Below are 26,555 nucleotides of genomic sequence, written 5' to 3' on the forward strand. Positions count from 1 at the left end.
CGAGGTCCCCGCACCGTCACAGGATCGGCACGCCACCTGTACAGGATCGCGACGGCCGTGGCACACACTATGGCTGTTTACCCGGAATCAGCCCTGATGACCGCATAAAGTCGCCGCGGGAACGCACGGCGTCGTAGTGTCGGCAAGCAGAATGAGTTACGGGATCGCAAAGATTCCGCAACGGCAACCCCCCGGCGCGCAACCGCCGCACCCTCATGGAGGCCTGGTGGCAGTAACCCATGACGTCTCACCACAGCTCGATGATCTTGTTGTCACCGCGCACCGGATCCGCCAGTCGATCGAATCGGTGATCGAGGGCAAGAGCGACGTCGTCCGCCTGACCTTGACCGTACTGCTCGCCGAGGGACACCTTCTCATCGAGGACGTGCCCGGAGTCGGCAAGACCATGCTCGCCAAGGCGCTGGCGCGGTCCATCGACTGCCCGGTGCGCCGCGTGCAGTTCACCCCCGACCTGCTGCCGAGCGACATCACCGGAGTGAGCGCCTACAACCAGCAGACCCGGGAGTTCGAGTTCAAGCCCGGCCCGATCTTCGCCAACATCGTGGTGGGTGACGAGATCAACCGGGCGTCGCCGAAGACCCAGTCGGCGCTGCTGGAGTGCATGGAGGAACACCAGGTCACCGTCGACGGCGCGACCTACCGGCTGGACTCCCCCTTCATGGTGATCGCGACGCAGAACCCGATCGAGATGGAGGGCACCTATCCCCTCCCCGAGGCGCAGCGCGACCGGTTCACCGCCCGGATCGCGATGGGTTACCCCGCCCCCTCCGCGGAGCTGGAGATGCTCGACGTGCACGGCGCCGCCTCCCCGCTGGACAAGCTGGAGCCGGTGGCCACCACCGAGGAGGTGAAGGCGCTGATCGAGGCGGTGCGCGGCGTCTACGTCTCCCAGCCGATCAAGAAGTACGCGATCGACCTGGTGACCGCCACCCGCCAGTCCCCCGACCTGCGGCTGGGCGCCTCCCCCCGCTCGACCCTGCAGCTGGTCAGGGCCGCGCGGGCGCACGCCGCGCTCGCGGGCCGCGACTATGTCATCCCCGACGACATGCAGGAACTGTGCATCCCCGTCCTGGCGCACCGGCTGCTGCCCAGCATCGAGGCCCAGGGGCAGCGCCGCCCGCCCGAGCAGGTGCTCACCGACCTGGTCCGCCGGGTGCCCGTGCCCGAGGCCCAGCCCCGGTGACCTCAGGCCTCAAGGCGCTCACCGCCCGCGGCCGGTCCTTCCTCGCGTCCGGCGTCGCGGCGCTGCTGTGCGCCTTCATCCTCGGCGAGCACGACCTGCTCAGGATCGGCGTGCTGATCGTCTCGCTGCCGCTGCTGGCGGCCATGGTGGTCGCCCGCACCCGTTACCGGCTGAGCTGCGCCCGGCGCCTGGACCCGCCCAGGACCGAGGTGGGCAACGAGGCCACCGTGACGCTGCGGCTGGAGAACGTCACCCGGCTGCCGACCGGTCTGCTGATGATCGAGGACACCGTTCCCTACGCCCTCGGCGCCCGTCCCAGGTTCGTCCTGGACCGGGTGGAGGCGCAGGGCATCCGGGAGATCGACTACCGGGTCCGCTCCGACCTGCGCGGGCGCTTCGGCATCGGGCCGCTCTCCATCCGGATCAGCGACCCCTTCGGCCTGGTCGAGCTGACCAGGTCGTTCACCATCAGCGACACGCTGATGGTGACGCCCCAGGTGGTGGCGCTGCCCCACGTCCGCCTGGCCGGTGAGTGGACGGGCGGGGGTGACAGCCGTACGAGAAGCGTGGCGGCGGCCGGAGACGACGACGTCGCGCCGCGCGAGTACCGGCAGGGCGACGACCTGCGGCGGGTGCACTGGCGCTCGACCGCCAGGCACGGCGAGCTGATGGTGCGGCGCGAGGAGCAGCAGTGGCAGAGCAGGGGCGCGCTGCTGCTGGACACCCGGCGCTACGCCCACCGGGGTGAGGGCCCGCGCTCGTCGTTCGAGGCGGCGGTCTCGGCCGCGGCCTCCATCGGCGTGCACCTCGCCCACGAGGGTCTCGGCCTGCGCCTGGTCACCGACCAGGGAGCCGAGCACCTCACCGACAACGGGCAGAGCCTGTCGCTGCTGGACACCCTGGCCGTCGTACGGACCAGCACCGCGCGGTCGCTGGAGTACGGTGTCGGCGCGCTCCGGCAGGGCGGCGGCGACGGCCTGATCGTGGCCGTGCTCGGCAAGATGGACCTCGACCAGGCCCAGGAGCTGGCCAGGGCCAGGCACGGCAACGTGATCGGCGTGGCCGTGATGCTGGACGTGGCGGGCTGGGAGAGTCCCGAACTGGGCGAGGACGAGGAGTTCCAGGCGGCGCGCTCGGTGTTCGCGGGAACGGGCTGGCGCGTCGTGCGGCTGCCCGCCGGCGGCTCCGTCGCGAGCGTGTGGCAGGACGCCGCGCAAGGCGGACGATTCGCGGCGAGCAGGGGTGGCTCATGAGACTTCCCATCGCGTCGGGCGTGGCCACGGGAGCGGTCGCGATCGCGCTCTACCCGCTCTTCCAGGGCGGCGCCTGGTTCTGGTCGAGCCTGGGCGCCATCCTGATCGTGACCGGGATCGGCGCGCTGGCCGGCCACTACACGCTGCCCGGCTGGCTGGCGCCGCCCGCGCAGGTGCTCGCGGTGTTCGTCTATCTGACGGCGGCGTTCGCCGGGGACGAGGCGTGGGCGAGGGTGGTCCCCACCTGGGACTCGCTCGCCAAACTGGACAGGCTGCTGACGACGGGCTTCACCGACATCCAGCGGTTCGCCGCGCCCGTGCCCGACAGCACCGGCATCGTCCTGCTCACCTGCGGCGGCGTCGGCCTGATCGCCGTCCTGGTGGACCTGCTGGCCGCGCGGCTGCGCAGGGCGGCCCTCACCGGGCTGCCGCTGCTGGCGCTGTTCACGGTCCCGGCGGCGGTGATCGCCGAGCCGATCAGCTGGCCGGCGTTCATCATCGGGGCCCTGGGCTACCTGGGGATCCTCGTCGCCGACGGGCGGGAGCGGGTCAGTCACTGGGGCCGCGCGGTGCTGGTGCGCCGCACGTCGTCCTTCACCGTCGCCCGGCCCAGCCCCGCCGACACCGGGGCGCTGCGGCTCTCCGGCAAGCGCATCGGCTTCACCGCGATCGTGCTGGCCGTCCTGCTGCCCGCGCTGCTGCCTACCATGGAGCCCAACCCGCTGTTCGGCTTCGGCGTGGGCAACGGCAGGGGCGGCGGCAACTCGATCAGCATCCCGAACCCCATGGTCAACCTGCGCGGCCAGCTGTCGCTGCCGGAGAACTCCACCGTCCTGACCTACGAGGCCAGCGACAGCACGCCGCGCTACCTGAGGATGTACTCCCTCGACATCTTCGACGGCGAGCAGTGGACGATGTCGGAGCCCAGGGGCCGCCCCGAGGACCGGACGTCCGACGGGCCGATGCCATTGCCCCCCGGCCAGGCCGCGAGCGCGCCCGTCACGCCGGCGACCGTCACGGTCACGGTGAGCGACCAGGTCAGGAGGCTGAGCTTCCTTCCCCTGCCCTACCCCGTGTCCAAGGTCACGGTGGCGGGCGACTGGCGGCCCGACCGCGACACGCTCATGGTCTTCTCCACGCGGAACACCGCCGGGGGCCTGACGTACCAGGCCGTCACCGCCGAGCCCGAGCCCACGGCGGACGGGCTCAAGTCGGCGGCCCCGCCCGTCACGGCGATCAGGGAACGCTACCTGGCGCTGCCGGAGGAGCTGCCGGAGGAGATCAGGCAGCTGGCCCTCCGGGAGACCGAGCGAGGTTCCAGCCCGTACGAGCAGGCGATCCAGCTGCAGGAGTTCTTCACCGAGAGCGGCGGGTTCACCTACAGCCTGGCCACCCAGGGACACGACGGCCCGGCGCTGACGGACTTCCTGATCCGCAACAGGACCGGCTACTGCGAGCAGTTCGCCGCCTCCATGGCGGTGCTGGCGCGCGTCCTGGGCATCCCGTCGCGGGTCGCCATCGGCTACACCGGGGGCAGCGTCACCTCCAGCGGATGGCAGGTGCGCACCCACGACTCGCACGCCTGGCCCGAGCTGTACTTCGAGGGGACCGGGTGGCTCCGTTTCGAGCCCACCCCGGCGGGCGGAGCGGGCCAGGGCAGCGCGACGGTGCCGTCCTACACCCGCCCCGAGGTGGCACCGGCCACCCCCGACGAGCCGAGCGCGGCACCGTCGTCGGGCCCCACCGGCTCCGACTCCCCCACCGGGGCGGCGAACGACCGCCGCAACGAGATCCTCGACCGGGAGTTCGGCGGCGCGCTGACCCCCGTGGACGAGGGAATGCCGCTGGCCGCGAAGATCGGCATCGGGGTCGCGATCGCGCTGCTGATCGCGTTGATCCCCGGACTGATCCGCTGGCAGCTGCGGGTCCGCCGCGGCAGGCTCTACTCACGGCGGGTCAGGGACCCGGCGGGCGACGGGCCGGCCGGGCCGGATCCCACCGGCGCCGTCTCTCCCAGCGCGTCCAGGGAGATCCGCTGGGAGCCCGTGGTGATGGCCTCGTGGGCCGAGCTCGACGACGTCCTGTGCGACTACGGGATGTCGCGGCAGGCGAGCGAGAGCCCGCGCGCGCTGGCCAGGCGGCTGGCGGAGCAGTACGTGTTCGAGCCGGAGGCCGCCGCCGCGCTGGCGAGGATCGCCTCGGCGGTGGAGCGGATGCTCTACGCCAGGACCCCGGGCGAGATCGGCACCCTGCGCGAGGACATGCGGAGCGTGCGGCGGGCGCTGGCGGCCACCGTGACCCGCGGCAGGCGGATCAGGGCGGTGCTGCTGCCGCCCTCCACGCTCCTGCGGATGCGGGCGATGGGCGGGCGGGTGCTGGACGGTTTCGACCGGCTGGAGAACATCCGGTTCCGCGGACCGGCCAGGAAGGGCGCCTGAGGCCCCCGGTGATCGGGACGCGCGACCGCGTCCCGATCATCGGGGGAACGGGATGGTTCCGGACGACCGGAAACGCGGGCCGGGATCCCCGGTCGCCGGAGGAACGGGACCGCTCAGGACGGCCGGAGGCGTGGACCGAAAACCTCGGTCGCCGGAGGGTACGAAACAGTGGCCCCGGGATCGTCCGGGGGCGCGGGGGTGGCGGACCTCGATCACCGGGGGTACGGAGGCCGTCAGGGCGCGCGGGGGACGAACTCGGTGGGTGACGCGGGCCGCTCCCGCACCGGGAGTGACCCTCGTCGTCACAGGGGGATCGTCAGGGGAGAGAGCCGCCGCGGGCGGCGGCGGTGGGCCCTGCCGGGCTAGCGCTCGTCGTGGCGACGGCGCCAGCGCTCCTCCATGCGTTCCATGAAGCTCTGGCGGGAGCCGGAACGGCGCCCCCCTTTGCCTCGCGGCTGATCGGACGGCGTGGCCGCGTTGGCCTCACCGAATCCGTTCATCCGCTTCCAGCTGGACAGACCCCACAGACACGCGGCGAGCATGACCACGAAACCGCCGACGCCGAGCGGGATGTTGATGATCACGACGCCGACCATCAGCAGGACGACACCCAGGATGAAGCCGATGGAGGCCTTCACCAGGCGGCGCCTGTAGTGGCTGCGGGGATCACTGATCCTGACGGTATTGGCCCACTTCGGGTCCTCGGCGTAGAGGGCCTGCTCGATCTGGTCGAGCAAGCGCTGCTCGTGCTCAGAGAGCGGCACGGCGCCTCCCAAGGACAGCCCCAGGACGGGGAAGACGGTGACGGACGACACGGGGTGTCCGAACCTCGCGGTCGGTTATCCCCAGAATACGAGGCTGTAGACGTAGACGAAAGAAAACGTCCAACGTAGTCCAAACCGGAGGCGGCGTCATGGATCTATTCCATCAAACGGCGGGCGAACAAGGGAGGCCGGGAGGACGGCATCGTGACCGAATCTACGGGCCGCCCTGTCCATCGCCTGCTCGGCCTCCCGCCAGCCCGTCTCGCGCTCTCCGAGCCCGAGTTGCCGGGTCGCCCCGGCGACCGGGCTGAGGTTCTCCACCCGCACGCCGACCAGCCTGAGGTGGACGTTTTCCAGGCCGGAGGCGGCGTAAAGGGCACAGGCGACGTCGTACAGGATCTTGGCGACGTCGGTGGGCTCGCGCAGGCTCCGGGACCGGGAGAGGGTGGTGAAGTCGGCGCGGCGGAGCTTGACGCTGACCGTGCGGCCGACGCTGCCGCCCCGCCTGAGCCTGGCGGCGACCCGCTCGGAGAGCCGGAGCAACTCCCTGCGGATCTCCGCGGGGTCGGCGATGTCTGTGGCGAAAGTCTCTTCCGCGCCGATGCTCTTGTCGGGGACGTCCGGGGTCACCGGGCGCTCGTCGCGCCCCCAGGCGAGTGACGCCAGGTGCGTGCCCGCCGCCTGGCCCAGCTCCCGCTGGAGCGTGTCCACCGGGACCCTGGCGAGGTCGCCGACGGTCTTGATCCCGAGGCGGGCCAGCGACTGCTCGGTGCGCTCCCCGACGCCCCACAGCGCCGCCACGGGGAGCGGGTGCAGGAAGTCGACCACCCTGTCGGCGGGCACGACGAACAGGCCGTCGGGCTTGCAGTGCTGGGAGGCGAGCTTCGCCACGAACTTACTGTTGGCGACCCCGACGGAGCAGGTGATGCCCTGCTCGCGCACGACCTGCTCGCGGATCATCCGGGCGATCGCCGTCGGCGGCCCGAGACGCTTGCGGGCCCCGCCGACGTCGAGGAACGCCTCGTCGGAGGCGATCGGCTCGACCTCGGGGGTGAAGGTCTGGAAGATCTCCATGACGCGCCGGGAGACCTCCGCGTATTTGCCCCGGCTCGGCGGAATGATCACCGCCTGGGGGCAGAGCCGTCGGGCCCGGGTCATGGGCATGGCCGAGTGCACCCCGAACCTCCGGGCCTCGTAGGTGGCGCTGAGCACCACCCCGCGCGCCCCGGGCGCGCCGATGATGACGGGGGTGCCCCGGAGATCGGGACGGTCGCGCAGCTCGACGCCCGCGTAGAAGGCGTCCATGTCGACGTGGAGGATCGGGCAGCCGGTGTCGTCCGTCCCCAGATCGGAACCCGGACGCGGTATCTGCTGCTTTCTCGACACGCCGCCATCCTACGGGAACACGCGTTCGATGCGGCGTTCACCGGTGGCCAAGCACGTGCAGTTGGGTCGCGATGTCGCGGAGCACCGGGTGCGCCGCCGCCGCCTGCTCCAGGGCGACCAGGGCGCGGGCGGCTCCGGGCTCGCCGTCGAGCAGCCTGCTGGGCACCAGATCGGCGAAGACCCGCACACCGTGGACCTCGCCGGGCGCGAAGCCCGTCACGGCGAGAAGCCGCTCCAGAGCCTCGCGGGTGAAACGCCTGGGCGTGGGGTCACGGTCGCCCCACCGGCCCTCGGGATCGTCCAGGACCTGGAGGGCCTCGTCGAACCTGCCGGCGATGGAACGGTGGAGCGCGGCGGCGAGCGGGTTGGCGGCGAGCACACTGATCACGCCGCCCTCGCGCAGCAGGCCGGCCATGGCCTTCACCGCGCCGGCCGGGTCCTCCACGTACTCCAGCACGCTGTGGCAGAGCACCAGGTCGGCCCCGCCGGTCGGGAGCAGCTCCCCCAGGTCGGCGGCGTCGCCCTGCAGGGCGCGCACCTCCACCCCGGCCTCCGCCGCGCGGCGCTCCAGCGCGGCGAGCGAGTCGGGGCTGGGGTCGACGACCGTCACGGCGTGCCCCAGGCCGGCCAGGGGAACGGCGAAACCACCCGTGCCGCCCCCGGCGTCGACGATGTCGAGCCGCTCACGGCCTGTCGCGGCCACCCGCTCGGCCAGCACGGCACTCAGAACGTCCCACACGACCGCTGTGCGGACCGCGGGGGTGCCCGCCTGCCGTGAGATGCCTACGGCGTGCAACTTCAGATCGCCTCCTCGGACGGTGACGAGCCCAGCCTACGCCGCGCGCCCCCCGGCGCGGCCCAAGGACTATCCATACTCCCGCTTGATCGAGTCTTTTTCCGGACGAGGACAGGTCCAGCGGGCAAGCCCGGAGGAAAGGGGACGCCCCGGACGGAAGCGCGCCGGGGCGGGGAGACCGGAGATCCGGGCTCCCCGTGGCGGCGGCTAGAGCGCCAGGGACGGCTTGAGCTGCTTGAAACGGGCCATCAGCCCGTTGACGAACTGCGGCGACTCGTCGGTCGACAGCTCGGAGGCCAGGCTGACCCACTCGCTGATGACGACGCCCTCGGGGACGTCGGGCATCCACAGCAGCTCGTAGGTGCCGCCGCGCAGGAGGTTGCGGTCGACCGCCGGCATGCGGTCGAGCGTCCAGCCCTCGGAGTAGGTGGTGATCAGCTCGTCGATGCGCGACCGGTGCCTGCACACGCCCTCGACGATCGTCGTGGTGTATTCGTTCACGGGCGGCTCGGCCCGCTCGAGGCGCTCGGCGAGGACGCTCATCGGGTCCTCGCTGCGCGCCTCGGCCTCGAAGAGGATGTCCAGCGCGCGCCTGCGCGCCTTGCCCCGTGCCGACATCAGGCGCGGCCGAGATAATCGCCGGTGCGGGTGTCGACCTTGACCTTCTCGCCGGTGGTGATGAAGAGCGGCACCTTGATCTCGGCGCCGGTCTCCAGCGTGGCGGGCTTGGTGCCGCCGGTGGAGCGGTCGCCCTGGAGGCCGGGCTCGGTCTCGGCGACGAGCAGCTCGACGGCCGCGGGCAGGTCGACGTAGAGGACGTTGCCCTCGTTGATCGCCACGGTGGCCAGCATGTTCTCCAGGAGGTAGTTGGCCGAGTCGCCGACCGCCACCCTGGTCACGTGGAGCATGTCGTAGTTCTCGGTGTCCATGAAGACGTAGTCGTCACCGTCCATGTAGGAGAACTGCATCTCGCGCTTGTCGACGTTGGCCACCTCGACCTTGACGCCCGCGTTGAAGGTCTTGTCGACGACCTTGCCCGATAGCACGTTCTTAAGCTTGGTGCGGACGAACGCGCCGCCCTTGCCGGGCTTGACGTGCTGGAACTCCACGACGGCCCAGAGCTCACCGCCGTCGAGCTTGAGCACCAGGCCGTTCTTGAGGTCGTTCGTCGTCGCCACTAGTTTCTCCTGCGTACGGCCGCTCTTAAAGGACGAGCAGCTCTTTGGTCGTCCGTGTGAGAAGTTCCGGCCCGCCATCGCGCGCCACGAGCGTGTCCTCGATGCGGACGCCGCCCCTGCCGGGAAGGTAAACCCCGGGTTCGACGGTTACCGGAACTCGATCCTCTAGTCTAGCGTGCTCATGGTCTCGCTCCGGCTTTCGTGAAGATCGTTCCAGCTTCGGGGAGCCTTCCCCCCTCTCCGGGGAGCCCTCCGGCCTTCTCGGGGACAGGAACGGCGCCTCGTGGATCTGCAGCCCGACGCCGTGGCCGAGGCCGTGCTTGAAGAACTCCCCGTACCCCGCCTTCGCGATCAGGTCGCGGGCGGCGGCGTCCACCTCGTGGAGCGCCGCGCCGACCCGCGCGGCCAGGCCGCCGGCCCGCTGGGAGGCGCGGACCAGGTCGTACAGCTCGCGCTGCCACCCCGCGGGCTCGCCGATCGCCACGGTCCTGGTCATGTCGGCGTGGTAGCCCCGGTACAGCGCCCCGAAGTCCATGGTGACCAGGTCGCCGCGCTCCAGCGGCCGGTCCGAGGGCGAGTGGTGCGGGATCGCGCCGTTGGGGCCGCTCGCGACGATCGAGTCGAAGGCGAGCCCGTCCGCGCCCAGTTCGATCATCCGGCGCTCCAGCGCCCTGGCGACCTCCTTCTCGGTCAGCCCGGGACGCAGGCCGGGCAGGACCTCGGCGAAGGCCCGGTCGGTGAGCTCGCACGCGGTGCGGATGAGGTCGATCTCGGCGTCGTCCTTGACCATGCGCACCGACTCCACCACCCCGGACAGGCGAAGGGGCCTCCCGTCCAGCCGGAAGTAGTCGGCGACCGGCATGTGGTCGGCCTCGATGCCCGTCCGGCCGGTCTCGGGCAGCAGGGCCCCGGCGACGTCGAGCTTCTCGATCACCTCGATGTCGTCGCAGACGCGCCGGGCGGCCCCGATGTAGCGGGAGTCGGTGGCCAGCGTGGCGGTGGCGTCGGCCCTGACCAGGACGGCCGCGTTGGAGCTGGCCAGGCCGGTCAGGTAGCGCACGTTCACGCCGCCGGTGACCAGGATCGCGTCCGCCTCGTGAGCGGGCAGCAGGGCCGCGAGGTCCGCGCGGCGCCGGGCGTGGGTGGCGGTCATGGCATGCATGTTATTAACCGCTTTGACCGATGTCGTCACCTTGGCCGTGGCACCCGGCCCCGGCTTCCCACTCGGTCATGACACCCGGCCCCGGTTTCCCGCTTGATCGCGGCACCCGGCTCCGCCCGGCTCTCCGCCCGGCCGTGGCACCCGGCTCCGCCCGGCCTCCCGCCTGGTCGCGCGCCGGCCCTCCGGCGGGAGGGGCGGGTCAGGAGGCGAGTTCCCCGACCTTCTCGATGAGCCGGACGCGCTCCTCGTGGGTATTCGCCAGCGGGGCGACGTTGACGGTCGTGACACCCGACTCACGCATGGCCTGCAAGCGGTCGCGCACGTGCCCCTCGGAGCCGATCAGGGACATCTTCTCCAGCAGCTCGTGCGGTACGAGCGCGGCGGCCTCGTCCTTCTTGCCGTCCAGGTAGAGGTTCTGGATCTGCTCGGCCTCCTTCTCGTAGCCGTACCTGCGGGCGAGGTCGTTGTAGAAGTTCTTGCCCTTGGCGCCCATCCCGCCGATGTAGAGGGCTGCCATCGGGCGGCCCAGCTCCAGCCAGCCGGAGACGTCGTCGCCGATGGCCAGCGCCGCCTGGGCGATCACGTCCAGCTCGCCCAGCGCCGGGTCCCGCTTCGCCTTGCCCGCCGCCAGGGAGGCGCCCCACACGTCGGCGGCCTTCTCCGGCACGTAGAAGATCGGCTCCCAGCCCTCGGCCAGCTCGGCGGACAGCTCGACGTTCTTGGGCCCGATGGCGGCGATCACGACGGGGATGCGGTCGCGGACCGGGTGGTTGATGAGCTTCAGCGGCTTGCCCAGCCCGGTCCCCTGGCCGGCGGGGAGCGGGACGGTGTAGTGGCTGCCCTCGTAGGTGAGGCGCTCGCGCCTCCAGACCTGGCGGCAGATCTCGATGACCTCGCGGGTGCGCCCGAGCGGCGCGGTGTACGGGACACCGTGGAAGCCCTCGATGACCTGCGGGCCCGAGGCGCCCAGGCCGAGGGTGAAGCGGCCGTCGGAGACGTAGTCCAGGCCCGCGGCGGTCATGGCCAGCAGGGCGGGGGTGCGGGAGTAGATCGGCAGGATGCCGGAGGCGATCTGCAGCCTCTCGGTCCTGGCGGCGATGTAGCCCAGCTGGCTGACCGCGTCGAAGCTGTAGGCCTCGGCGACGAAGACGATGTCGAGACCGGCCTTCTCGTAGTCGGCCAGTTCGGCCACCGTCTCCTTGAAGCCCCCCGAGTAGTTCAGGGCCATACCGATGCGCATCGTGAGATCGTCCTTCCGCGGTGCCGACGAAACCGAATGTTGTTCCGTTGTCTCGGCAACAAAGGCTATCGACTCACCGCCGAAGCACCAAGCCCCGCGCCGCCGCCGCCGGGCCGGTAGCCTACGCATTCCGGGGTAGGGGACCCCGGAAGGGCGGACTCCGGGGGCAGGTGACCGCCGGAGGCGGTGGACGAGGAGCGGTGTGCTGAGGCAGTCGATCATCGTGACGGCGGGAGCGCTCGCCCTGACGCTCGGGGGGCACCGGCTCCTGCCCGAGCTGGGCGGTTTCACGCCCGTGCTGGAGAGCCTGCTCCCCTGGCTCGGGGTCGCCGTACCGGTCCTGCTGGTCTGCGCGCTGGCCACCCGCTCGTGGCAGGTGATCGTCGCGGCGCTGGTCCCGGCGACCGTGTGGGGCCTCATGTTCGGTCCGGCGCTGCTGCGCAGCCCGCCGGGCGGGCCCAGTGACCTGTCGGTCGCCACGCTCAACGTCGGCGCGACCAACGCCGACTCGGCCGACGCCATGCGGTCCGTCTCCAAGGGCCGCGACCTGGTCGCGGTGCAGGAGCTGACCGCGGGCGGCCCGGCGGCGAAGGTCCTCAACGACCATTTCCCCTACCGCTACCGGATCGCCACGGTCGGCCTGTGGAGCCGGTTCCCGATCGCCGACGCCCGCAAGGCCGACATCGGCCTCGACTGGGCCCGGGCACTGCGCGCGGTGGTCGTGACCCCCAAGGGCAGGCTGACCGTGTACGTCATGCACCTCGCCTCCGCCCGCCCCGGCCAGACCGCCCAGCGCGACGAGACCCTCGCCTACGCCCGCAAGATGGTCGACAGGGACGACAGCGCGCACCTGCTGCTGCTCGGCGACCTCAACACCGCCACCACCGACCGCCAGCGCTCCGGCCTGGTGCCGCCGCTGTCGGACGCCCAGCAGGAGGCCGGTACGGGATTCGGCTTCACCTGGCCCGCGTCCTTCCCCGTCACCCGCCCCGACCACATCCTCTACCGCGGCATGGTCGCCACCAGGGCGGGCGTCGAGCGGGCCGCGGGCAGCGACCACCGCGCCGCCGTGGCCTCGCTGCGCCTGGCCGCCTAGCGACCCGCCCGGCCGGGACGTCCGGGACTGCCCGGGGCCGCTTCGGGCTCGGAGAGCTCGACGGCTCACACGACTCGGACGGCTCGGACGGCTCATGCGGCCCGGACGGCCCGGAGGCCGAGGCGGCTCAGATGGCGAGGTCCGAGCGGGCCCGGAGCGCGGACAGGTCGGCCGGGGTGTCGATGTCGGCGGGGTCGGCGACGTCGTCGCAGGGGACCGCGACGACCAGTTCGGGATGAGCCCGCAGGAACGGGCGGGCGCCGGCGTCGCCGGTCGCGAGCCGGGCGACCTCCTCGAAGTGCTCTCTGGCGATCAGCACCGGGTTCCGCCGCGCGCCGCCGTAGGTGGCGACGGCGACCGAGGCGCCCTTCGCCGCGGCCGCGATGAGCCGCTCCACCGCCCGCGGGCCGACGAACGGCTGGTCCACCAGGGCGATCACCACGTGCTCGGCGGTGGCGGGGACCGCGCCCAGGCCGGCCCTGAGCGAGGAGCCCATCCCCGAGCTCCACTCCGGGTTGTGGACGGTCACCGCCCCCCGCACCCGCACGTCGGCCGCGCCGAGCACCACGACCACGGGACGGCAGCCGGCGTCGTGGAGCGCCCTGACCCCCCGGTCCACCAGCCGCTCCCCGTGGAACTCCACCAGCGCCTTGGGAGTGCCGAGCCGCGAGCCCGACCCGGCGGCCAGCAGCAGCCCGGCGCTCGCCGGGCCCGCGGGGATCTCCCCGGTGGCCCCCGCCGGGACCTCCGCCTCCTCGCTCACGTGCCGGGCCCGTCGCCGTGGATCCTGCCGGAGCCGTCGGTCAGCGGCCGGCCGGAGCCGCCCCAGCGCAGCTGGATCAGTTCGGCGGCGATGGAGATCGCCGTCTCCTCGGGCGTACGCGCGCCCAGGTCCAGCCCGATCGGTGAGCGGAGCCTCTTCAGCTCGGCCTCTCCCAGCCCCGCCTGCGCCAGCCGGGCCAGCCGGTCCTCGTGCGTGCGGCGCGAGCCCATCGCGCCGACGTAGCCCGCCGGGGTGCGCAGGGCGACCTCGAGCAGGGGGACGTCGAACTTGGGATCGTGGGTGAGCACGCAGATCGCGGTCCGCTCGTCCACGACGGTCGAGGTGAGATAGTCGTGCGGCCACTTGACGATCACCTCGTCGGCCTCGGGGAAGCGCTTGGCCGTGGTGAAGACCGGCCGGGCGTCGCACACGACCACGTGGTAGCCGAGGAACTTGCCGACCCTGGCGACCGCCGCGGCGAAGTCGATCGCGCCGAAGACCAGCATCCGGGGCGGCGGCGCGAAGGACTGGACGAAGACCGACAGCTCGTCGAGCCGCCGCTGTCCCCTGGCCCCGTACCTGCGGACGCCCGTCAGTCCCTGCGCGAGCATGCCCCGGACGTCGTCGTCCACCGCGTCGTCCAGCCGGGTCACGCCCAGGGAGCCCGAGGAGCGGTCCGGCCAGACGACCCGGCGGGTGCCGATCGCGCCCGGCCCCGACAGGACGGTCGCCACCGCCACCGGCTCGCGCCGCAGCACCGAGCCGGCGATCTCCCCCAGCTCGGGGAAGCTTTCCTTCGAGACGGGCTCGACGAAGATGTCCAGGATGCCGCCGCAGGTCAGGCCGACGGAGAAGGCGTCGTCGTCGCTCACGCCGTACCGCTGCAGCACGGGCGCGCCCGAGGAGACCACCTCGCGGGCCAGCTCGTAGACGGCGCCCTCGACGCAGCCGCCGGAGACGCTGCCCTCGGCCTCCTCGCCGAGCACCGCCATGGACGCCCCCGGCGGGCGGGGCGCGCTGCGGAAGGTGTTGACCACGGTGGCCAGGCCGAACGTCTCTCCCGCCTCCCACCACCGCAGGATCTGTGACAAGACGTCACGCATGCGTGCCTCCCAGCAGCGTCGCGAGTTCCGCAAAGGCGGCCAGACTGTGCCCGGCCACGAAGTCGTCGATGTGGGGAAGCGCGGCCCGCATCCCGGCGGTGAGCGGCCGGTAGCCCTCCCGGCCCTTGTGCGGGTTCACCCAGATCACCCGGTGGGCCGTCCTGGACAGCCGGGCCATCTCCGCCCCCAGCAGCGAGACGTCGCCGCGCTCCCACCCGTCGGAGGCGATCACCACCACCGCCCCCGCCGCGTCGTTCAGCGTCAGGAGCCGCCGGAGCTCCTCACCCAGGCGGGTGCCGCCGCTCCAGTCGGGAATGGCCCGGGAGACGGCGTTCATCGCGGTCGCCGGGTCGCGGTGGCGCAGCTCGGCGGTGAGCCGGGTCAGCCGGGTGCCCGCGCTGAACACCTCGGTGGCCCCGGGCTCCGACCTGACCAGCGCGTGGGCGAGCCTGAGCAGCGTGTCCGCGTACGGGGTCATGGAACCGCTGACGTCGATCAGCAGCACGACCCTGCGGGGCCTGGTCCGGTGCGCGCGGTAGCGGAGCCCGGCGGTCTCCCCGCCCCTGCGCAGGGTCTCGCGGATGGTCGCCCTGCCGTCCAGCCGCCCCCGGCGCGAGGGCCGGAAACGCCGCGACTCGCGCCGCTCCCTGCCCGCCCGCAGCAGGGCGAGCAGCCGGTGCGCCTCGGCGAGCTCCGCCGCCGTCATCCCGGCCACGTCCCGGGTGCGCAGCACCTCCGTCGCGCTCGCGGTCGCCGCGAGGGCGGGGGGCTCGCCGCCCTCCCCCGGGCGGGGGCCTCCCCCGGGCGGCGCCGCGGTGTGCCGGGTGACGGTGACCGCCGCCGCTCTCGCGCGGCCCGCGCGCAGTCCCCCGAAGTAGGCGCGGAAGACCCGGTCGTAGCGGGGCAGGTCGTCGGCCGAGGCGCACAGCGTGATCCGGCCCGCCCAGTAGACGTCGTCGGGCTTGGAGGCGTCCAGGTGGGACAGGGCGCGCAGCAGGCCCTGGGTCCGCTCGTGGTCGGCGGGCACCCCCGCGGCGCGCAGGGTTCTGGCGAAACCGGTCATGACCGCGACCAGGTCCTCCCCGGCGCCGATCGCGGAGGAAACCCCCGCGGCGGGGGAAATTGCGAGAGGGGAGGGATCCCCGGCGGGGGGAACCGCGGAGGCGGAGGGATCCCCGGCGGAGGGGACCGCGGAGGCGGAGGGATCCCCGGCGGGGGGGACGCCGTCAGCGCCGGGACGCACCGAAGAATCCGTTCCCGAGCACCGTCTCGTGGTCCTCTTTGTGCTTGAGCAGGGCGCCCAGCGAGGCGGCCGCCACGTCGGGGTCGAGCTCGCGGGCGCCGAGGGCCAGGAGTGCCTCGGTCCAGTCGAGGGTCTCGGCGATCCCCGGTGGCTTGATCAGACCGGTCTCGCGGAGCCGCTCCGTCGCCGTGGCCACCTGCTCGGCCAGGATGCCCGAGCACTCGGGGAGCCGCCTGCGCAGGATCGCCACCTCCCTGTCGAAGGAGGGGTGTTCCAGCCAGTGGTAGAGGCAGCGCCGCTTCAGCGCGTCGTGCACCTCGCGGGTGCGGTTGGAGGTCAGCACGACCACCGGCGGCCGCGCGGCGCGGATCGTGCCGAGCTCGGGGACGGAGATCGCGAAGTCCGACAGGACCTCCAGCAGGATCGCCTCGAACTCCACGTCGGCCCGGTCGACCTCGTCGATGAGCAGCACCGCGGGCTGGGTCTCGATCGCCTTCAGCAGCGGCCTGGCGATCAGGAACCTCCGGTCGTAGACCTCGCCCTCCAGCCGGGCGGCGTCGGTGACACCACCCGCCTCCGCCGCCTTCAGGTGCAGGAGCTGGCGGGCGAAGTCCCAGTCGTAGAGCGCCTGGGAGGCGTCGAGCCCCTCGTAGCACTGCAGGCGGATCAGCGGCGCCCCGAGCACCCCGGCGAGGGTCCTGGCCAGCTCGGTCTTGCCGACTCCCGCCTCGCCTTCGAGCAGCAGCGGGCGGCCCATCCGCAGCGCGAGGAAGGCCGCCGTGACGAGCCCCTCACCGGCCAGGTACGACCGCTCGTCGAGCAGCTCCGCCAGCTGCGCGGGCGACTCCACATCAGATGCCTCGATTGTCCGCCTCACCACCACCTCAGGCTACGCCCGGCGGCCGGGTCCTCGCGTGATCACACCACGCGTTCCCGGGAACCTCGCGGCGCGCTGAGAGCGCCGAAGGCGCTGAAGACGCCGAAGGCGGCTCGTCGAGGGCTCGGGGAACCGGCCGCCCGGCGGGCGTACTGCCGTCCCCTTCGAAGAAGTATTGTCACCCCCTGTGAAGAACCTGCTCGACCAGATCAACACCCCGTCCAGAGTCGTCGTGGTGGCGTTCCTGGCCGTGGTCCTCACCGGTACGGCGCTGCTGTCGCTGCCGGTCGCGGTCGAGGGAGGCCAGAGCGCCTCGTGGACGTCGGCCCTGTTCACCGCCACCTCCGCGGTGTGCGTGACCGGGCTCGCCATGCACGACACCGCGGCGCACTGGTCGTTCTTCGGCGAGATCGTGCTCCTGGTGCTGATGCAGATCGGCGGCTTCGGGATCATGACGCTCTCCTCGATCCTCGCGGTGGTCGTCTCCGGCAAGCTCGGCCTGCGCGCCCGTCTCAACACCCAGGCCGAGACCAAGACCCTCGGTCCCGGCGACGTGCGGCGGGTGATCGTGGGGGTCGCCAAGGTCACGCTGGTCGCCGAGGTGCTGACCGCCGCGGTACTCGCCGCCCGCTTCGTGATCGGGTACGGGGAGCCGTTCGGCCGCGCCGCTTATTACGGGATTTTTCATGCGATCTCGGCATTCACCAACGCCGGATTCGCGCTCTGGCCGGACAGCATGATGAGGTTCGTCACCGACCCGTGGATCTGCCTCCCGCTCGTGCTGGCGGTGGTCGCCGGGGGTCTCGGCTTCCCCGTCTACGCCGTACTGCGGCAGAACTGGCGCCGCCCGGCGCGCTGGACGCTGCACGCCAAGATCACGCTGGGCATGACGGCCGTCCTGCTGTTCGGCGGGGCGGTGGCCGTCACCGTCACCGAGTGGAACAACCCCGGCACGATGGGCGGCCTCTCCCCCGGACTGCGGATCATGGCCGGGTTCTTCCACAGCGCGATGACCCGAAGCGGCGGCCTGAACTCCGTCGACACCTCCCAGATGAGCGAGAACTCCTGGCTGATCAGCGACGTGCTGATGTTCATCGGAGCGGGCAGCGCGAGCACCGGGGGCGGCATCAAGGTGACGACGTTCGCGCTGCTCGGGTTCGTGATCCTCGCCGAGCTGCGCGGCGAGCCCGACGTCTCGGCGGGCCGCCGCCGCATTCCCGAGCAGTTGCAGCGGCAGGCGCTGACGATCGCCCTGCTGAGTGTGGCGTCGGTCGCCGTGGGCACGTTCGCGTTGATGACGGTGACCTCGTTCAAGCTCGACCGCGTACTGTTCGAGGTGATCTCGGCCTTCGGCACGGTCGGGCTGTCGACGGGGATCACCGCCGACGTCGGCACCGCGGGGCACCTGATCCTGACCCTCCTGATGTTCGTCGGGAGGCTCGGCCCGGTGACCCTCGGCGCCGCGCTCGCCCTGCACGTCCAGACCCGTAGGTTCCGATACCCGGAGGAGCGTCCCCTCGTTGGTTGACAAGAAGAATCGCGGCGACGCGGTCGTGGTGATCGGCCTCGGCCGGTTCGGCGGCGCGCTGGCGGCGGAACTGGCGGGCCGCGACATCGAGGTGCTCGGTGTCGACAACGACCCCAAGAACGTGCAGCACTTCTCCGGGCGGCTCACCCACGTGGTGTGCGCCGACTCCACCGATCCCGACGCCCTCGACCAGCTGGGCATCAGCGAGTTCGGCCGGGCCGTGGTCGGCATCGGCACCGACATCGAGGCGAGCATCCTGACCACCTCGATCCTGGCCGACCTTGGAGTGGCCGACATCTGGGCCAAGTCGATCAGCCTGCAGCACAGCCGGATCCTGCAGCGGGTGGGCGCGCACCACGTGGTGCAGCCGGAGCACGACATGGGCGAGCGGGTCGCGCACCTGGTCACCGGGCGGATGCTCGACTACGTGGAGGTCGACGAGGACTACGCCATGATCAAGACCATGGCGCCCCGGTGGGCGGACGGCAAGAGCCTGGGCAGCCTGGGCATCCGCAGCAAGTACGGGGTCACCGTGGTCGGGATCAAGAAAACCGACGGCAAGTTCACGTACGCCACCTCGGACACGCTGATCCAGAGCGGCGACACCCTGCTCGTGGCGGGCGAGACCGACAAGGTCGAGCGGTTCGCCGAGGAGACCTGAGCGCGAGCCCCCGCGCGGGGCGGCTCAGCGGGTCTCGGACGCCTCGCCGCGCTCCCTGATGAGGGCGGCGAGCTCGCGGACCTGGCGGACGGTGCGGTCCTTCTCCGATCCCTGCAGGCCCATGGCGCCGACCGTGGCCCCGTCGGTGAAGTCGATCTTCGCCCAGGGCTCGTGGTCGACCAGGGTGACCCCGAGCACCTCGGGCCACTCGTAGCGGAGCACCCGCAGCGGGTTGACGACGGTGATCCCCTCCTCGTCGGCCTCCACCCGGACCCGTCCCAGCAGGTGCAGGACCCCGGCGACCAGCCCGCCCAGCCCGACCATCGCGATCCTGTCGGCCAGGGTGAACGGCTCGGCCAGGAAGAGCGCCATCAGCACCGCGCCGAGCATGATCAGCCCCGCGAAGCCGTATGCCGCGATCCGTCCCTTCCTGGGCCGCCACACGACGGGCAACGGGGGCGGGGAGACGCTCTCCGGGCTCACTCTCAGATCACGATCCTTTGGAAAACCACCGGTCGGAACGGCTGTGACGGCTGGTCACGGCGCCGATGGAAACCTATCGCACGGCCCCGCCGGGCCGATCACGCGGCACGGCGGGGCGGGCCGGGGCGGCGGCTAGGAGCGGAGCTCCCGCAGCAGCAGCGCCGTCCCCAGGGCGGCGACGGTGGCCTCGTAGCCCTTGTCCTCGTGGCTGCCCGGCAGGCCCGACCTGTCGAGGGCCTGGTCGAGGGACTCACAGGTCAGCACGCCGTTGCCGACCGGGACCTCCTCGTCGAGGGAGACCCGGGTCAGGCCCGAGGTGACGGAGTCGCACACGTAGTCGAAGTGGGGGGTCTCACCGCGGATCACGACCCCCAGTGCGACGACCGCGTCGTACTTCCTGGCCAGGACCTGCGCCACGACCGGGATCTCCAGCGACCCGGCGACCCGCACCACGGTCACCGCCGCGCCGCTGTCCCTGCCCGCCTGCTCGGCCCGCGCCACGAGCTGGTCGGTGATCTTCTCGTGCCACCGGGCGGCGACGACGCCGACGGTCAGCCCCTTTGCCTCGACGGCCTCGGCCACCGGGCGCCCGTCCCCGCTCATGCGTTCCCCCGCTCGCTCATGCGGTCGTCCCGCTTCGTTCGACCCGTTCGCTCGCTCATGCGTCTTCCCTGGGAATCTCGTGGCCGAGGCGGTCTCGCTTGGCCGACAGGTATTTCTCGTTGTACGGGTTCATCGCCACCGGCATGGGCTCGCGGCCGAGCACCTTGATGCCGTAGCCGTCCATGCCGCGCAGCTTGGCCGGGTTGTTGGTCAGCAGCCGGATCGACTTCACGCCCAGGTCGGCGAGGATCTGCCCGGCGTTGGAGAACTCCCGCGCGTCCACCGGCAGGCCGAGCTCCAGGTTGGCGTCGACCGTGTCGCTGCCGTTGTCCTGGAGGCTGTACGCCTTGAGCTTGGCCAGCAGCCCGATCCCGCGCCCCTCGTGGCCGCGCAGGTAGACGACCACGCCCCGGCCCTCGTCGGCGATCCGCGACATGGCGTGGTCGAGCTGCACCCCGCAGTCGCACCGCAGCGACCCGAGCACGTCGCCGGTCAGGCACTCCGAGTGCGCCCGGACCATGATGTTCTCGCCGTCCTCGATGTCGCCGAGGACCAGGGCCACGTGCTCGCCGCCGTCCAGCGAGCTCGCGAAGCCGTAGGCCCGCCACTCGCCGTACCTGTTGGGCAGCCGGGTCTCGGCGACCCTGGTCACCATCCGCTCGGTCCGGCGCCTGAACTCCACCAGCTGCTCGATCGAGACGAGCGCCAGGTCGTGCTCGTCGCAGAAGTCACGCAGCTCCGGCAGCCGCATCATGGTGCCGTCGTCGTTGACGACCTCGGCGAGCACGCCCGCCTCGCTCAGCCCGGCGAGCCTGGCCAGGTCCACGGACGCCTCGGTGTGGCCGCGCCGGGCCAGGACGCCGCCCTCCCGGTAGCGGAGCGGGAAGACGTGACCCGGCCGTACCAGCTCGGACGGCTCGGTCGCCGAGTCGGCCAGGGTGCGGATCGTGCGGGCCCTGTCGGCGGCGGAGATGCCGGTGCTCACCCCGTCCCTGGCGTCCACGCTGATCGTGTACGCGGTGCGCAGGCGCTCCTTGTTGTCGTACACCATCAGCGGCAGGCCGAGCCTGTCGAGATGCTCGCCGCGCATCGGCACGCAGACCACGCCGCTGCTGTGCCGGATGGTGAAGGCCAGCAGCTCCGGGGTGGACTTGGACGCGGCGAAGATGATGTCGCCCTCGTTCTCGCGGTTCTCGTCGTCGACGACCACGACGGCCCTGCCCTCGCGGATGTCGGCGATCGCTCGCTCGATCGGGTCCAGCTTGATCACAGGGTCTCCTCGGGGACGAGCACGGTCCTCGACCGGTACTCCATGGGGCGGTTGACGAATCCGGCCGGCGCGGCCACGTTTCCGGTCAGGTCTTCGCGGGGACTTCCGGTCCCGGAGACCTCGGATCCCGTTTCGAGGTGGTTCACGACCCTGTCACCTGGCCTGCCGTGGTGTCCCGGGTGAGCCCACCGGCCGGGACGTACGCGCCGACGAGCTTCTCCACGTGCTTGGCGATCACGTCGACCTCGAGGTTCACCGGGTCGCCCGGCCGCTTCGCGCCGAGGGTGGTCAGGCTCAGGGTGGTGGGGATCAGGCTGACGGCGAAGCCGCCGGAGCCGACGGCCATGACCGTCAGGCTGATGCCGTCGACCGCGATCGAGCCCTTCTCGACCACGTAGCGGTCGAGCTCCGGCGGGAGGGAGATCCGGACGACCTCCCAGTGCTCGGCGGGCTCCCGCGACAGCAGGACGCCCGTCCCGTCCACGTGGCCCTGCACGATGTGGCCGCCCAGCCGCTGGTCGGCGCGGACCGCGCGCTCCAGGTTGACCGGGGAGCCGGGGCTCAGCGCGCCGAGGGAGCTGCGGTCGAGGGTCTCCTTCATCACGTCGGCGGTGAACACCTCACCCTCGACGTCCACCACGGTCAGGCAGACGCCGTTGACGGCGATCGAGTCACCGTGCCCGGCGTCCGAGGTGACCGTCTTGCCGCGGATCGACAGCCGGGCCGCGTCGCTCAGCGGCTCGATCGCGGCGATCTCTCCCAGTTCTTCGACGATTCCGGTGAACATTCACAGCTCCTTCTGGGGGATCGCCCGGAAGGCCGGGCGCGGGAGGGTCGTCCGGGACGCGGGAGTGCGGGGTCCGGGAACCTGCGATCCGGAGGTCCGGGGCTCGGCAGTCCGGAGCCCGTGAGTCCGGGGCCCGTGAGTCCGCGGCCCGTGAGTCCGCGGCCCGTGAGCCGAGGATCCGGAGGCCGAGAGCCCGGGAACGCGGGGCTCGCGAGGGCGTACGTCCGGAAGGCGGGACGCGCACGGGAAGAGGGATGTGCGGATATGCCCGGACCGTGAACGGCCGGGCGGGAAATGGTGGGGGCCGACGGCGCCGTGCCCGTGAGGGGCGCGCCCGACCGCCTGGCGCGTCCGCGCCGGATCAGTCACCCGAGGTCTCCTACTCGCCAGTAGCTTTTTGCCACGGCGGGCCCCGGGGGATCAACGGGTGCAACACCCGATAAGCGGAGGGTGCCCGAAGACACTCTCCGCTCGCGCGCTTCCTCCCATCCGGACTTTAACCGTCGGTCCTGGAGTTTCACCAGGTCAACCGGTCGATGGCTTCGACCGGGTCGCGGACTGTAACCGCCGGCTCGGAATTTCACCGACCCCGGAGCACGCTGCTCTGCTTCTCTCGTTCTCGCGGAGGGCGCACCGCGGACGGCTCACCCTCCTCTACCAGTGTGCCATGTCCGGAAAACCGGACGGCACACTCATCCATGATGTGGAACAAGCGAGCACTTGGTGCGGTTACGCCGCGCGCTCGGCGACCGCCCTGCGCGCCCTCCGCGCGTCCGGGGAGTACCGCACCGGCGCGGGAATCAGGCCGATCCCGGTCTGCAGGGCCCGAAGGGAGGCCGTCGCCCACAGGTCGCCCAGCGGGGTGGCGGGCAGGCCGTACAGCCTGCGGGCCCAGCGCGGCAGGGTGGCGAAGGCGAGCACGGTGAGCATGGGGAACATCGGCTTGAGCGGTGTCAGTCGGGCCGGGAGCGGCGCGTTGAGCGACCGCAGGAGCGGGTGGGGCACCTCGGGGGGAAAGTAGAGGCCGGGGCGGCAGGCCCGGATGTAGTCGTCCATCTCGCCGACCGAGCCGGGCACGTCCTCGGGGCGCAGGCCGACCACCTCGGCCGCGCGGCGCCACTCGGCGACGAACCTGTCGGCCTCCTCGTCCGTCAGGCGCACCCCCGCGCGCCTGGCGACCGACAGGTAGGAGTCGACCTCGCCGACGTGGACCCACAGCAGCGCGTCGGGGTCGTCGAGGCGGAACCGCTCGCCGGTGTCGAGGTCGAGCGCGGTGAGGCTGGCGTGGATCTTCCTGACCCTGGCCCCGGCGCGGGCCACCTCCTTGGCCGTACCGTAGGTGCGCACCCGGACGAACTCGGTGGTGCGCACGAAGCGGGACCACGCCTCGGCCGGATCCATGAGCGCGGAGTTCTGCGCGACCCCTCGCATCGCCCGGGGGTGCAGCCCTTGCATGAGCAGAGCGCGGAAGCCGCCGACGAGCAGGATCGGCTCGCCCATCACCTTCCAGGTCACCGACTCCGGTCCGAACAGGCCGTGATCCATGCTCCACCTCCCGGCGAGTGGAGGGTTACCCCTTGAGACGAACAGGCACACCCGTGTATCGAGTCTGTGACACTGTATCGGGCTTGTTACACAAGCAGGGTTGTAACCGGACAAACCCGTCACGGGCGCGTCATGAATGTGTCACAAATCCGTGAAAATCCACCTTCGGGAGCCCTATCCTCCCACGTCACCCCCTATCCACGTCAACGGAATTGCAGCCACAAACAGGTGGACGTTATACAACAAAAAAATGAGTAATGACCAGCCCATTGATTGTCATGGTCTGCTTTGCAATGGTTCCAGGGATCCCGCTCACCATGCTCGTTGGGAGCCTCCGCACGATGACCATCCCTGCACCAGCCACAACCACGACCGGGGAGGCACTGGCGGCGAAGACACCGGAAACGGTGGGCCGCTCGCCCGGGCAGCTGATGTGGCTGCGCTTCCGACGCGACCGTACCGGCATCGTCTCGGCCGTGGTGGTGATTTTCTTCTTCCTGGTCGCGCTCCTCGCGCCGGTCATCTCCTGGCTGTACGGCAAGGATCCCTACGCCCTGTACGGCCAGGACATGCCGGGCCTGCTGAACGACTACGGCTACCCGATCCTGCCCAACGGCGGCATGAGCTCGGAGTTCTGGTTCGGCATCGAGCCCGGGCTGGGCCGTGACGTGTTCACCCAGCTCGTCTACGGGATCAGGACCTCCCTGTCGATCGCGGTGACCGCGACGATCATCGCGACGGCGATCGGCATCGTGATGGGCATCGTCGCCGGGTACGCCGGAGGCAAGACCGACTACTTCATCGGCCGCCTGATCGACATCGTCCTGTCGTTCCCCTCGGTGCTCTTCATCATCGCGTTCATGCCGGTCGTGGAGAACCTGTTCGTCAGGTCGGACGAGGAGACGCCCATCTGGCTGCGAGCGGTCACCCTCGTGATCGCGCTGACGATCTTCCAGTGGGCCGGCCTCGCGCGGCTGCTGCGCGGCCAGGTGCTCTCCCTGCGCGAGCGGGAATTCGTCGAGGCCGCGAAGGTCACCGGAGCCTCTCCCGCCAGGATCGTCTTCAAGGAGCTGCTGCCGAACCTCTGGACCCCGATCCTGATCCAGTCGACGCTGCTGCTTCCCGCGCTGGTGACGGCCGAGGCGGCGCTGTCCTTCCTGGGCGTCGGCATGATCGAGCCCATCCCCGACTGGGGCCGCATGTTCCGTCGCGGCACCGAGATCTACCAGAACGACATCACCTATCTGATCTTCCCCGGTGTGGCCCTCCTGATCTTCGTGATCGCGTTCAACCTCCTGGGTGACTCGGTTCGCGATGCCTTCGACCCCAAGCTCAAGCGCTAGATCAGAAATAGGAGAAAGATGAAAGTCCGTACGCGGTCAGCGATGGCCGTACTCGCCATAGGCGCGCTCGCACTCACCGGTGCCTGCGCCCAGGGCAACCAGGGCGCACCCGCGGCCCCCAGCGGCGCGGCGTCCGGCGCGCCCAGCGAGGGCGCCTCCGCAGCTCCGTCCTACAAGCCGCCGACGATCACCGTCGGAACGGCCGACGACTCCAAGGGCCCGGCCATCGAGCCCGAGGGCGTCGTCAAGGGCGGCACCGTCACAATGGTCGACCGTGACGACATCGGCCACCTCGACCCGGCCCAGGTCTACGTCAACACGATGTCGAACTTCGGCCTGCTCATCGGCCGGACCCTGACCGGCTACAAGCGCGTCGGCCCCGGCGACTACAAGCTGGTCGGCGACCTGGCCACCGACTCGGGCACCTCCTCCGAGGGCGGCAAGACCTGGACCTTCACCCTCAAGGACGGCGTGAAGTGGCAGGACGGCACGCCGATCACGTCCGAGGACGTCAAGTGGAGCATGGAGCGGACGTTCGCCCCGTTCGTCACCCAGGGCCCGACCTACATCCAGCAGTGGCTGACCGAGGTCGACCACAAGAAGGCCTACCAGGGCCCGTACGACGGCAAGCGCCTTGACAGCATCGAGACGCCGGACGACAAGACGATCGTCTACAAGTTCAAGTCGCCGCACGCCGACGCCAACTACGCCTTCGCCATGGGCGGCTACGGCATCGTGCCCAAGGCGAAGGACACCAAGGAGAAGTACGACAAGGAGCCCGTCTCCAGCGGCCCGTACATCATCAAGAGCCACGTCGTCGACAAGTCGATGGAGCTGGAGCGCAACCCGAACTGGGACCCGGCCACCGACCCGATCCGCGGCGCCTACCCCGACAACTGGCGCCTGGAGTTCGGCCAGGAGAACCTGCAGATCACCGACCGCCTGATCGCGGACACCGGCCCGGACCAGACCGCGTTCACCTTCTACGCGACCGTCCCGCCGGAGCGTCTGCAGCAGGTCCTCGGCGACGCCAGCCTGGCCCCCCGCCTGATGAAGAGCCCCTCGCCGTACGGCAACTACTACTACTTCAACCTTGACCGGGTGAAGGACATCAAGATCCGCCAGGCCATCAACCACGCGTGGCCGTCCAAGCAGATCCAGCAGATCCTCGGCGGCCCGGCGGCGGCGGCGCTGCCCACCACGATCCTGAACGAGAACACCACGGTCGGCTACGAGTCCTACGACCTGTTCGGCAAGGAGGCCAAGCCCGAGGGCGACATCGAGAAGGCCAAGCAGCTGCTGGCCGAGTCGAGCAACCCGACGCCGACCATCGTCTACGCCTACAACCAGACGCCCGTCCAGGAGCAGGTCACCGTCGTGATCAAGAACGCCCTGGAGAAGGCCGGCGTCAAGGTCGTGGTCAAGCCCCTGGACCGTAAGACCTACTACGACTCCATCGGCAAGGTGAAGAACGAGTTCGACCTCTACTGGGGTGGCTGGGGCGCCGACTGGCCGTCCGGCACGACGGTCCTGCCCGTCATCTTCGGCCCGGTCGCCGACGGTGCGCCGAACTACGCGCACCTGAAGGACGAGGCCCTCACCAAGGAGATGGAGGAGATCACCGCCATGACCGACATCGACGCCCAGAACAAGGCGTGGATGGCGCTGGACAAGAAGATCCAGGAGACGATCACCCCGCTGGTCGTCGCCGAGAACAAGATCGCCAACACCCTCCACGGCTCCAAGGTCGGTGGCGCCGAGATCGACCCGCAGTCGTGGGTCGTCTCGCCCAACACCATCTTCGTGAAGCCGTAGCGGCTCACGAAACCGTA

25 protein-coding genes and 1 riboswitch are annotated in these 26,555 nt (G+C 71.1%); of the genes, 8 read left to right on the forward strand and 17 right to left on the reverse strand.

Annotation, left to right across the window (positions count from 1 at the left end):
• The first annotated feature begins 226 nt into the window (after positions 1–226).
• From ACSDR0_RS05600 to ACSDR0_RS05610, 3 genes are read left to right on the forward strand one after another with little or no spacing between them, the layout of a single operon-like run.
• Complete coding sequence (locus tag ACSDR0_RS05600) at positions 227–1,204, forward strand: AAA family ATPase (protein ID WP_435287651.1); 978 nt, start codon at positions 227–229, stop codon at positions 1,202–1,204.
• Complete coding sequence (locus tag ACSDR0_RS05605) at positions 1,201–2,457, forward strand: DUF58 domain-containing protein (protein WP_435287652.1); 1,257 nt, start codon at positions 1,201–1,203, stop codon at positions 2,455–2,457. Before ACSDR0_RS05600 ends, ACSDR0_RS05605 begins: the two co-directional genes overlap by 4 nt.
• Positions 2,454–4,895: a transglutaminaseTgpA domain-containing protein gene (locus ACSDR0_RS05610; RefSeq protein WP_435287653.1), complete on the forward strand. Its 2,442-nt coding sequence runs from the start codon at positions 2,454–2,456 to the stop codon at positions 4,893–4,895. The genes ACSDR0_RS05605 and ACSDR0_RS05610 overlap by 4 nt, the downstream gene beginning before the upstream one ends.
• 362 nt (positions 4,896–5,257) lie before the next feature.
• Here the strand turns inward: ACSDR0_RS05610 and ACSDR0_RS05615 are convergent, their stop codons facing one another.
• The 7 genes from ACSDR0_RS05615 to ACSDR0_RS05645 form a co-directional block, all read right to left on the reverse strand.
• Complete coding sequence (locus tag ACSDR0_RS05615; protein WP_329093946.1) at positions 5,258–5,659, reverse strand: DUF3040 domain-containing protein; 402 nt, start codon at positions 5,657–5,659, stop codon at positions 5,258–5,260.
• A 147-nt stretch (positions 5,660–5,806) separates the two neighbouring features.
• Positions 5,807–7,045 (reverse strand): DNA polymerase IV, encoded by a 1,239-nt coding sequence (gene dinB / locus ACSDR0_RS05620; RefSeq protein ID WP_435287654.1) that lies wholly within the window; start codon positions 7,043–7,045, stop codon positions 5,807–5,809.
• 37 nt (positions 7,046–7,082) lie between these two features.
• On the reverse strand, positions 7,083–7,841 hold the full coding sequence (locus ACSDR0_RS05625) for a class I SAM-dependent methyltransferase (RefSeq protein WP_435287655.1): 759 nt from the start codon (positions 7,839–7,841) through the stop codon (positions 7,083–7,085).
• Positions 7,842–8,048: 207 nt separating this feature from the next.
• Positions 8,049–8,459: a transcription antitermination factor NusB gene (gene nusB / locus ACSDR0_RS05630; protein ID WP_435287656.1), complete on the reverse strand. Its 411-nt coding sequence runs from the start codon at positions 8,457–8,459 to the stop codon at positions 8,049–8,051.
• A complete protein-coding gene (efp, locus tag ACSDR0_RS05635) occupies positions 8,459–9,019 on the reverse strand; it encodes an elongation factor P (RefSeq protein WP_329093065.1) in 561 nt (186 codons plus the stop codon). Before efp ends, nusB begins: the two co-directional genes overlap by 1 nt.
• Before the next feature lie 25 nt (positions 9,020–9,044).
• Positions 9,045–10,172 carry a M24 family metallopeptidase gene (locus ACSDR0_RS05640; RefSeq protein WP_435287657.1) on the reverse strand — a complete coding sequence of 376 codons (1,128 nt, stop codon included), beginning with the start codon at positions 10,170–10,172 and terminating at the stop codon, positions 9,045–9,047.
• Positions 10,173–10,380: 208 nt separating this feature from the next.
• Positions 10,381–11,421 carry an LLM class F420-dependent oxidoreductase gene (locus ACSDR0_RS05645; protein WP_435287658.1) on the reverse strand — a complete coding sequence of 347 codons (1,041 nt, stop codon included), beginning with the start codon at positions 11,419–11,421 and terminating at the stop codon, positions 10,381–10,383.
• 202 nt (positions 11,422–11,623) lie between these two features.
• Between ACSDR0_RS05645 and ACSDR0_RS05650 the strand changes: the two genes are divergently transcribed.
• Positions 11,624–12,517 carry an endonuclease/exonuclease/phosphatase family protein gene (locus ACSDR0_RS05650; protein WP_435287659.1) on the forward strand — a complete coding sequence of 298 codons (894 nt, stop codon included), beginning with the start codon at positions 11,624–11,626 and terminating at the stop codon, positions 12,515–12,517.
• Positions 12,518–12,644: 127 nt separating this feature from the next.
• On the opposite strand, the gene ACSDR0_RS05655 is transcribed toward ACSDR0_RS05650, so the two are convergent.
• The 4 genes from ACSDR0_RS05655 to ACSDR0_RS05670 are packed head-to-tail and all read right to left on the reverse strand — an operon-like array spanning position 12,645 to position 16,506.
• A complete protein-coding gene (locus ACSDR0_RS05655) occupies positions 12,645–13,238 on the reverse strand; it encodes a nucleotidyltransferase family protein (protein WP_435287870.1) in 594 nt (197 codons plus the stop codon).
• A gap of 38 nt (positions 13,239–13,276) precedes the next feature.
• Positions 13,277–14,383, reverse strand: coding sequence for an XdhC family protein (locus tag ACSDR0_RS05660; protein WP_435287660.1), 1,107 nt, complete (start codon positions 14,381–14,383; stop codon positions 13,277–13,279).
• Complete coding sequence (locus ACSDR0_RS05665) at positions 14,376–15,626, reverse strand: VWA domain-containing protein (RefSeq protein WP_435287661.1); 1,251 nt, start codon at positions 15,624–15,626, stop codon at positions 14,376–14,378. The genes ACSDR0_RS05660 and ACSDR0_RS05665 overlap by 8 nt, the downstream gene beginning before the upstream one ends.
• Entirely contained in the window at positions 15,610–16,506 is an 897-nt protein-coding gene (locus ACSDR0_RS05670; RefSeq protein WP_435287662.1) for an AAA family ATPase, read from the reverse strand. Before ACSDR0_RS05670 ends, ACSDR0_RS05665 begins: the two co-directional genes overlap by 17 nt.
• A 184-nt stretch (positions 16,507–16,690) precedes the next feature.
• Here ACSDR0_RS05670 and ACSDR0_RS05675 point away from each other — a divergent pair, with 184 nt between their 5' ends.
• Positions 16,691–18,031, forward strand: a complete 1,341-nt coding sequence (locus ACSDR0_RS05675; RefSeq protein ID WP_435287663.1) for a TrkH family potassium uptake protein — start codon at positions 16,691–16,693, stop codon at positions 18,029–18,031.
• Positions 18,024–18,692: a potassium channel family protein gene (locus ACSDR0_RS05680; RefSeq protein WP_435287664.1), complete on the forward strand. Its 669-nt coding sequence runs from the start codon at positions 18,024–18,026 to the stop codon at positions 18,690–18,692. The genes ACSDR0_RS05675 and ACSDR0_RS05680 overlap by 8 nt, the downstream gene beginning before the upstream one ends.
• Positions 18,693–18,716: 24 nt before the next feature.
• Here the strand turns inward: ACSDR0_RS05680 and ACSDR0_RS05685 are convergent, their stop codons facing one another.
• From ACSDR0_RS05685 to ACSDR0_RS05710, 6 genes are all read right to left on the reverse strand, one after another.
• On the reverse strand, positions 18,717–19,175 hold the full coding sequence (locus ACSDR0_RS05685; RefSeq protein ID WP_435287665.1) for a PH domain-containing protein: 459 nt from the start codon (positions 19,173–19,175) through the stop codon (positions 18,717–18,719).
• Positions 19,176–19,307: 132 nt separating this feature from the next.
• Positions 19,308–19,778 carry a 6,7-dimethyl-8-ribityllumazine synthase gene (gene ribH / locus ACSDR0_RS05690; protein WP_435287666.1) on the reverse strand — a complete coding sequence of 157 codons (471 nt, stop codon included), beginning with the start codon at positions 19,776–19,778 and terminating at the stop codon, positions 19,308–19,310.
• Between the two features lie 55 nt (positions 19,779–19,833).
• A complete protein-coding gene (locus tag ACSDR0_RS05695; RefSeq protein ID WP_435287667.1) occupies positions 19,834–21,048 on the reverse strand; it encodes a bifunctional 3,4-dihydroxy-2-butanone-4-phosphate synthase/GTP cyclohydrolase II in 1,215 nt (404 codons plus the stop codon).
• Positions 21,045–21,194 carry a hypothetical protein gene (locus tag ACSDR0_RS05700; RefSeq protein ID WP_435287668.1) on the reverse strand — a complete coding sequence of 50 codons (150 nt, stop codon included), beginning with the start codon at positions 21,192–21,194 and terminating at the stop codon, positions 21,045–21,047. Before ACSDR0_RS05700 ends, ACSDR0_RS05695 begins: the two co-directional genes overlap by 4 nt.
• Positions 21,191–21,835: a riboflavin synthase gene (locus ACSDR0_RS05705; RefSeq protein WP_435287669.1), complete on the reverse strand. Its 645-nt coding sequence runs from the start codon at positions 21,833–21,835 to the stop codon at positions 21,191–21,193. The genes ACSDR0_RS05700 and ACSDR0_RS05705 overlap by 4 nt, the downstream gene beginning before the upstream one ends.
• A gap of 471 nt (positions 21,836–22,306) precedes the next feature.
• Positions 22,307–22,437, reverse strand: a riboswitch (FMN riboswitch).
• 127 nt (positions 22,438–22,564) lie between these two features.
• Positions 22,565–23,380: an oxygenase MpaB family protein gene (locus ACSDR0_RS05710; RefSeq protein ID WP_435287670.1), complete on the reverse strand. Its 816-nt coding sequence runs from the start codon at positions 23,378–23,380 to the stop codon at positions 22,565–22,567.
• Positions 23,381–23,721: 341 nt separating this feature from the next.
• Here ACSDR0_RS05710 and ACSDR0_RS05715 point away from each other — a divergent pair, with 341 nt between their 5' ends.
• Both ACSDR0_RS05715 and ACSDR0_RS05720 read left to right on the forward strand, forming a co-directional pair.
• Positions 23,722–24,723 (forward strand): ABC transporter permease, encoded by a 1,002-nt coding sequence (locus tag ACSDR0_RS05715; protein ID WP_435287671.1) that lies wholly within the window; start codon positions 23,722–23,724, stop codon positions 24,721–24,723.
• A gap of 18 nt (positions 24,724–24,741) precedes the next feature.
• On the forward strand, positions 24,742–26,538 hold the full coding sequence (locus ACSDR0_RS05720; protein WP_435287672.1) for an ABC transporter substrate-binding protein: 1,797 nt from the start codon (positions 24,742–24,744) through the stop codon (positions 26,536–26,538).
• Positions 26,539–26,555: the final 17 nt, after the last annotated feature.

It is taken from the genome of Streptosporangium sp. G11 (assembly GCF_051192615.1).
Lineage (GTDB): Bacteria > Actinomycetota > Actinomycetes > Streptosporangiales > Streptosporangiaceae > Streptosporangium.

Excerpts from the sequence above, each read along its gene's own strand:
- ACSDR0_RS05710 (WP_435287670.1), bottom strand. The coding sequence starts at position 23,380 with ATGGATCACGGCCTGTTCGGACCGGAGTCGGTGACCTGGAAGGTGATG.
- ACSDR0_RS05720 (WP_435287672.1), top strand. The coding sequence starts at position 24,742 with ATGAAAGTCCGTACGCGGTCAGCGATGGCCGTACTCGCCATAGGCGCG.
- ACSDR0_RS05610 (WP_435287653.1), top strand. The coding sequence starts at position 2,454 with ATGAGACTTCCCATCGCGTCGGGCGTGGCCACGGGAGCGGTCGCGATC.
- ACSDR0_RS05660 (WP_435287660.1), bottom strand. The coding sequence starts at position 14,383 with ATGCGTGACGTCTTGTCACAGATCCTGCGGTGGTGGGAGGCGGGAGAG.
- ACSDR0_RS05640 (WP_435287657.1), bottom strand. The coding sequence starts at position 10,172 with ATGACCGCCACCCACGCCCGGCGCCGCGCGGACCTCGCGGCCCTGCTG.
- ACSDR0_RS05705 (WP_435287669.1), bottom strand. The coding sequence starts at position 21,835 with ATGTTCACCGGAATCGTCGAAGAACTGGGAGAGATCGCCGCGATCGAG.
- nusB (WP_435287656.1), bottom strand. The coding sequence starts at position 8,459 with ATGTCGGCACGGGGCAAGGCGCGCAGGCGCGCGCTGGACATCCTCTTC.
- ribH (WP_435287666.1), bottom strand. The coding sequence starts at position 19,778 with ATGAGCGGGGACGGGCGCCCGGTGGCCGAGGCCGTCGAGGCAAAGGGG.
- ACSDR0_RS05715 (WP_435287671.1), top strand. The coding sequence starts at position 23,722 with ATGACCATCCCTGCACCAGCCACAACCACGACCGGGGAGGCACTGGCG.
- ACSDR0_RS05645 (WP_435287658.1), bottom strand. The coding sequence starts at position 11,421 with ATGCGCATCGGTATGGCCCTGAACTACTCGGGGGGCTTCAAGGAGACG.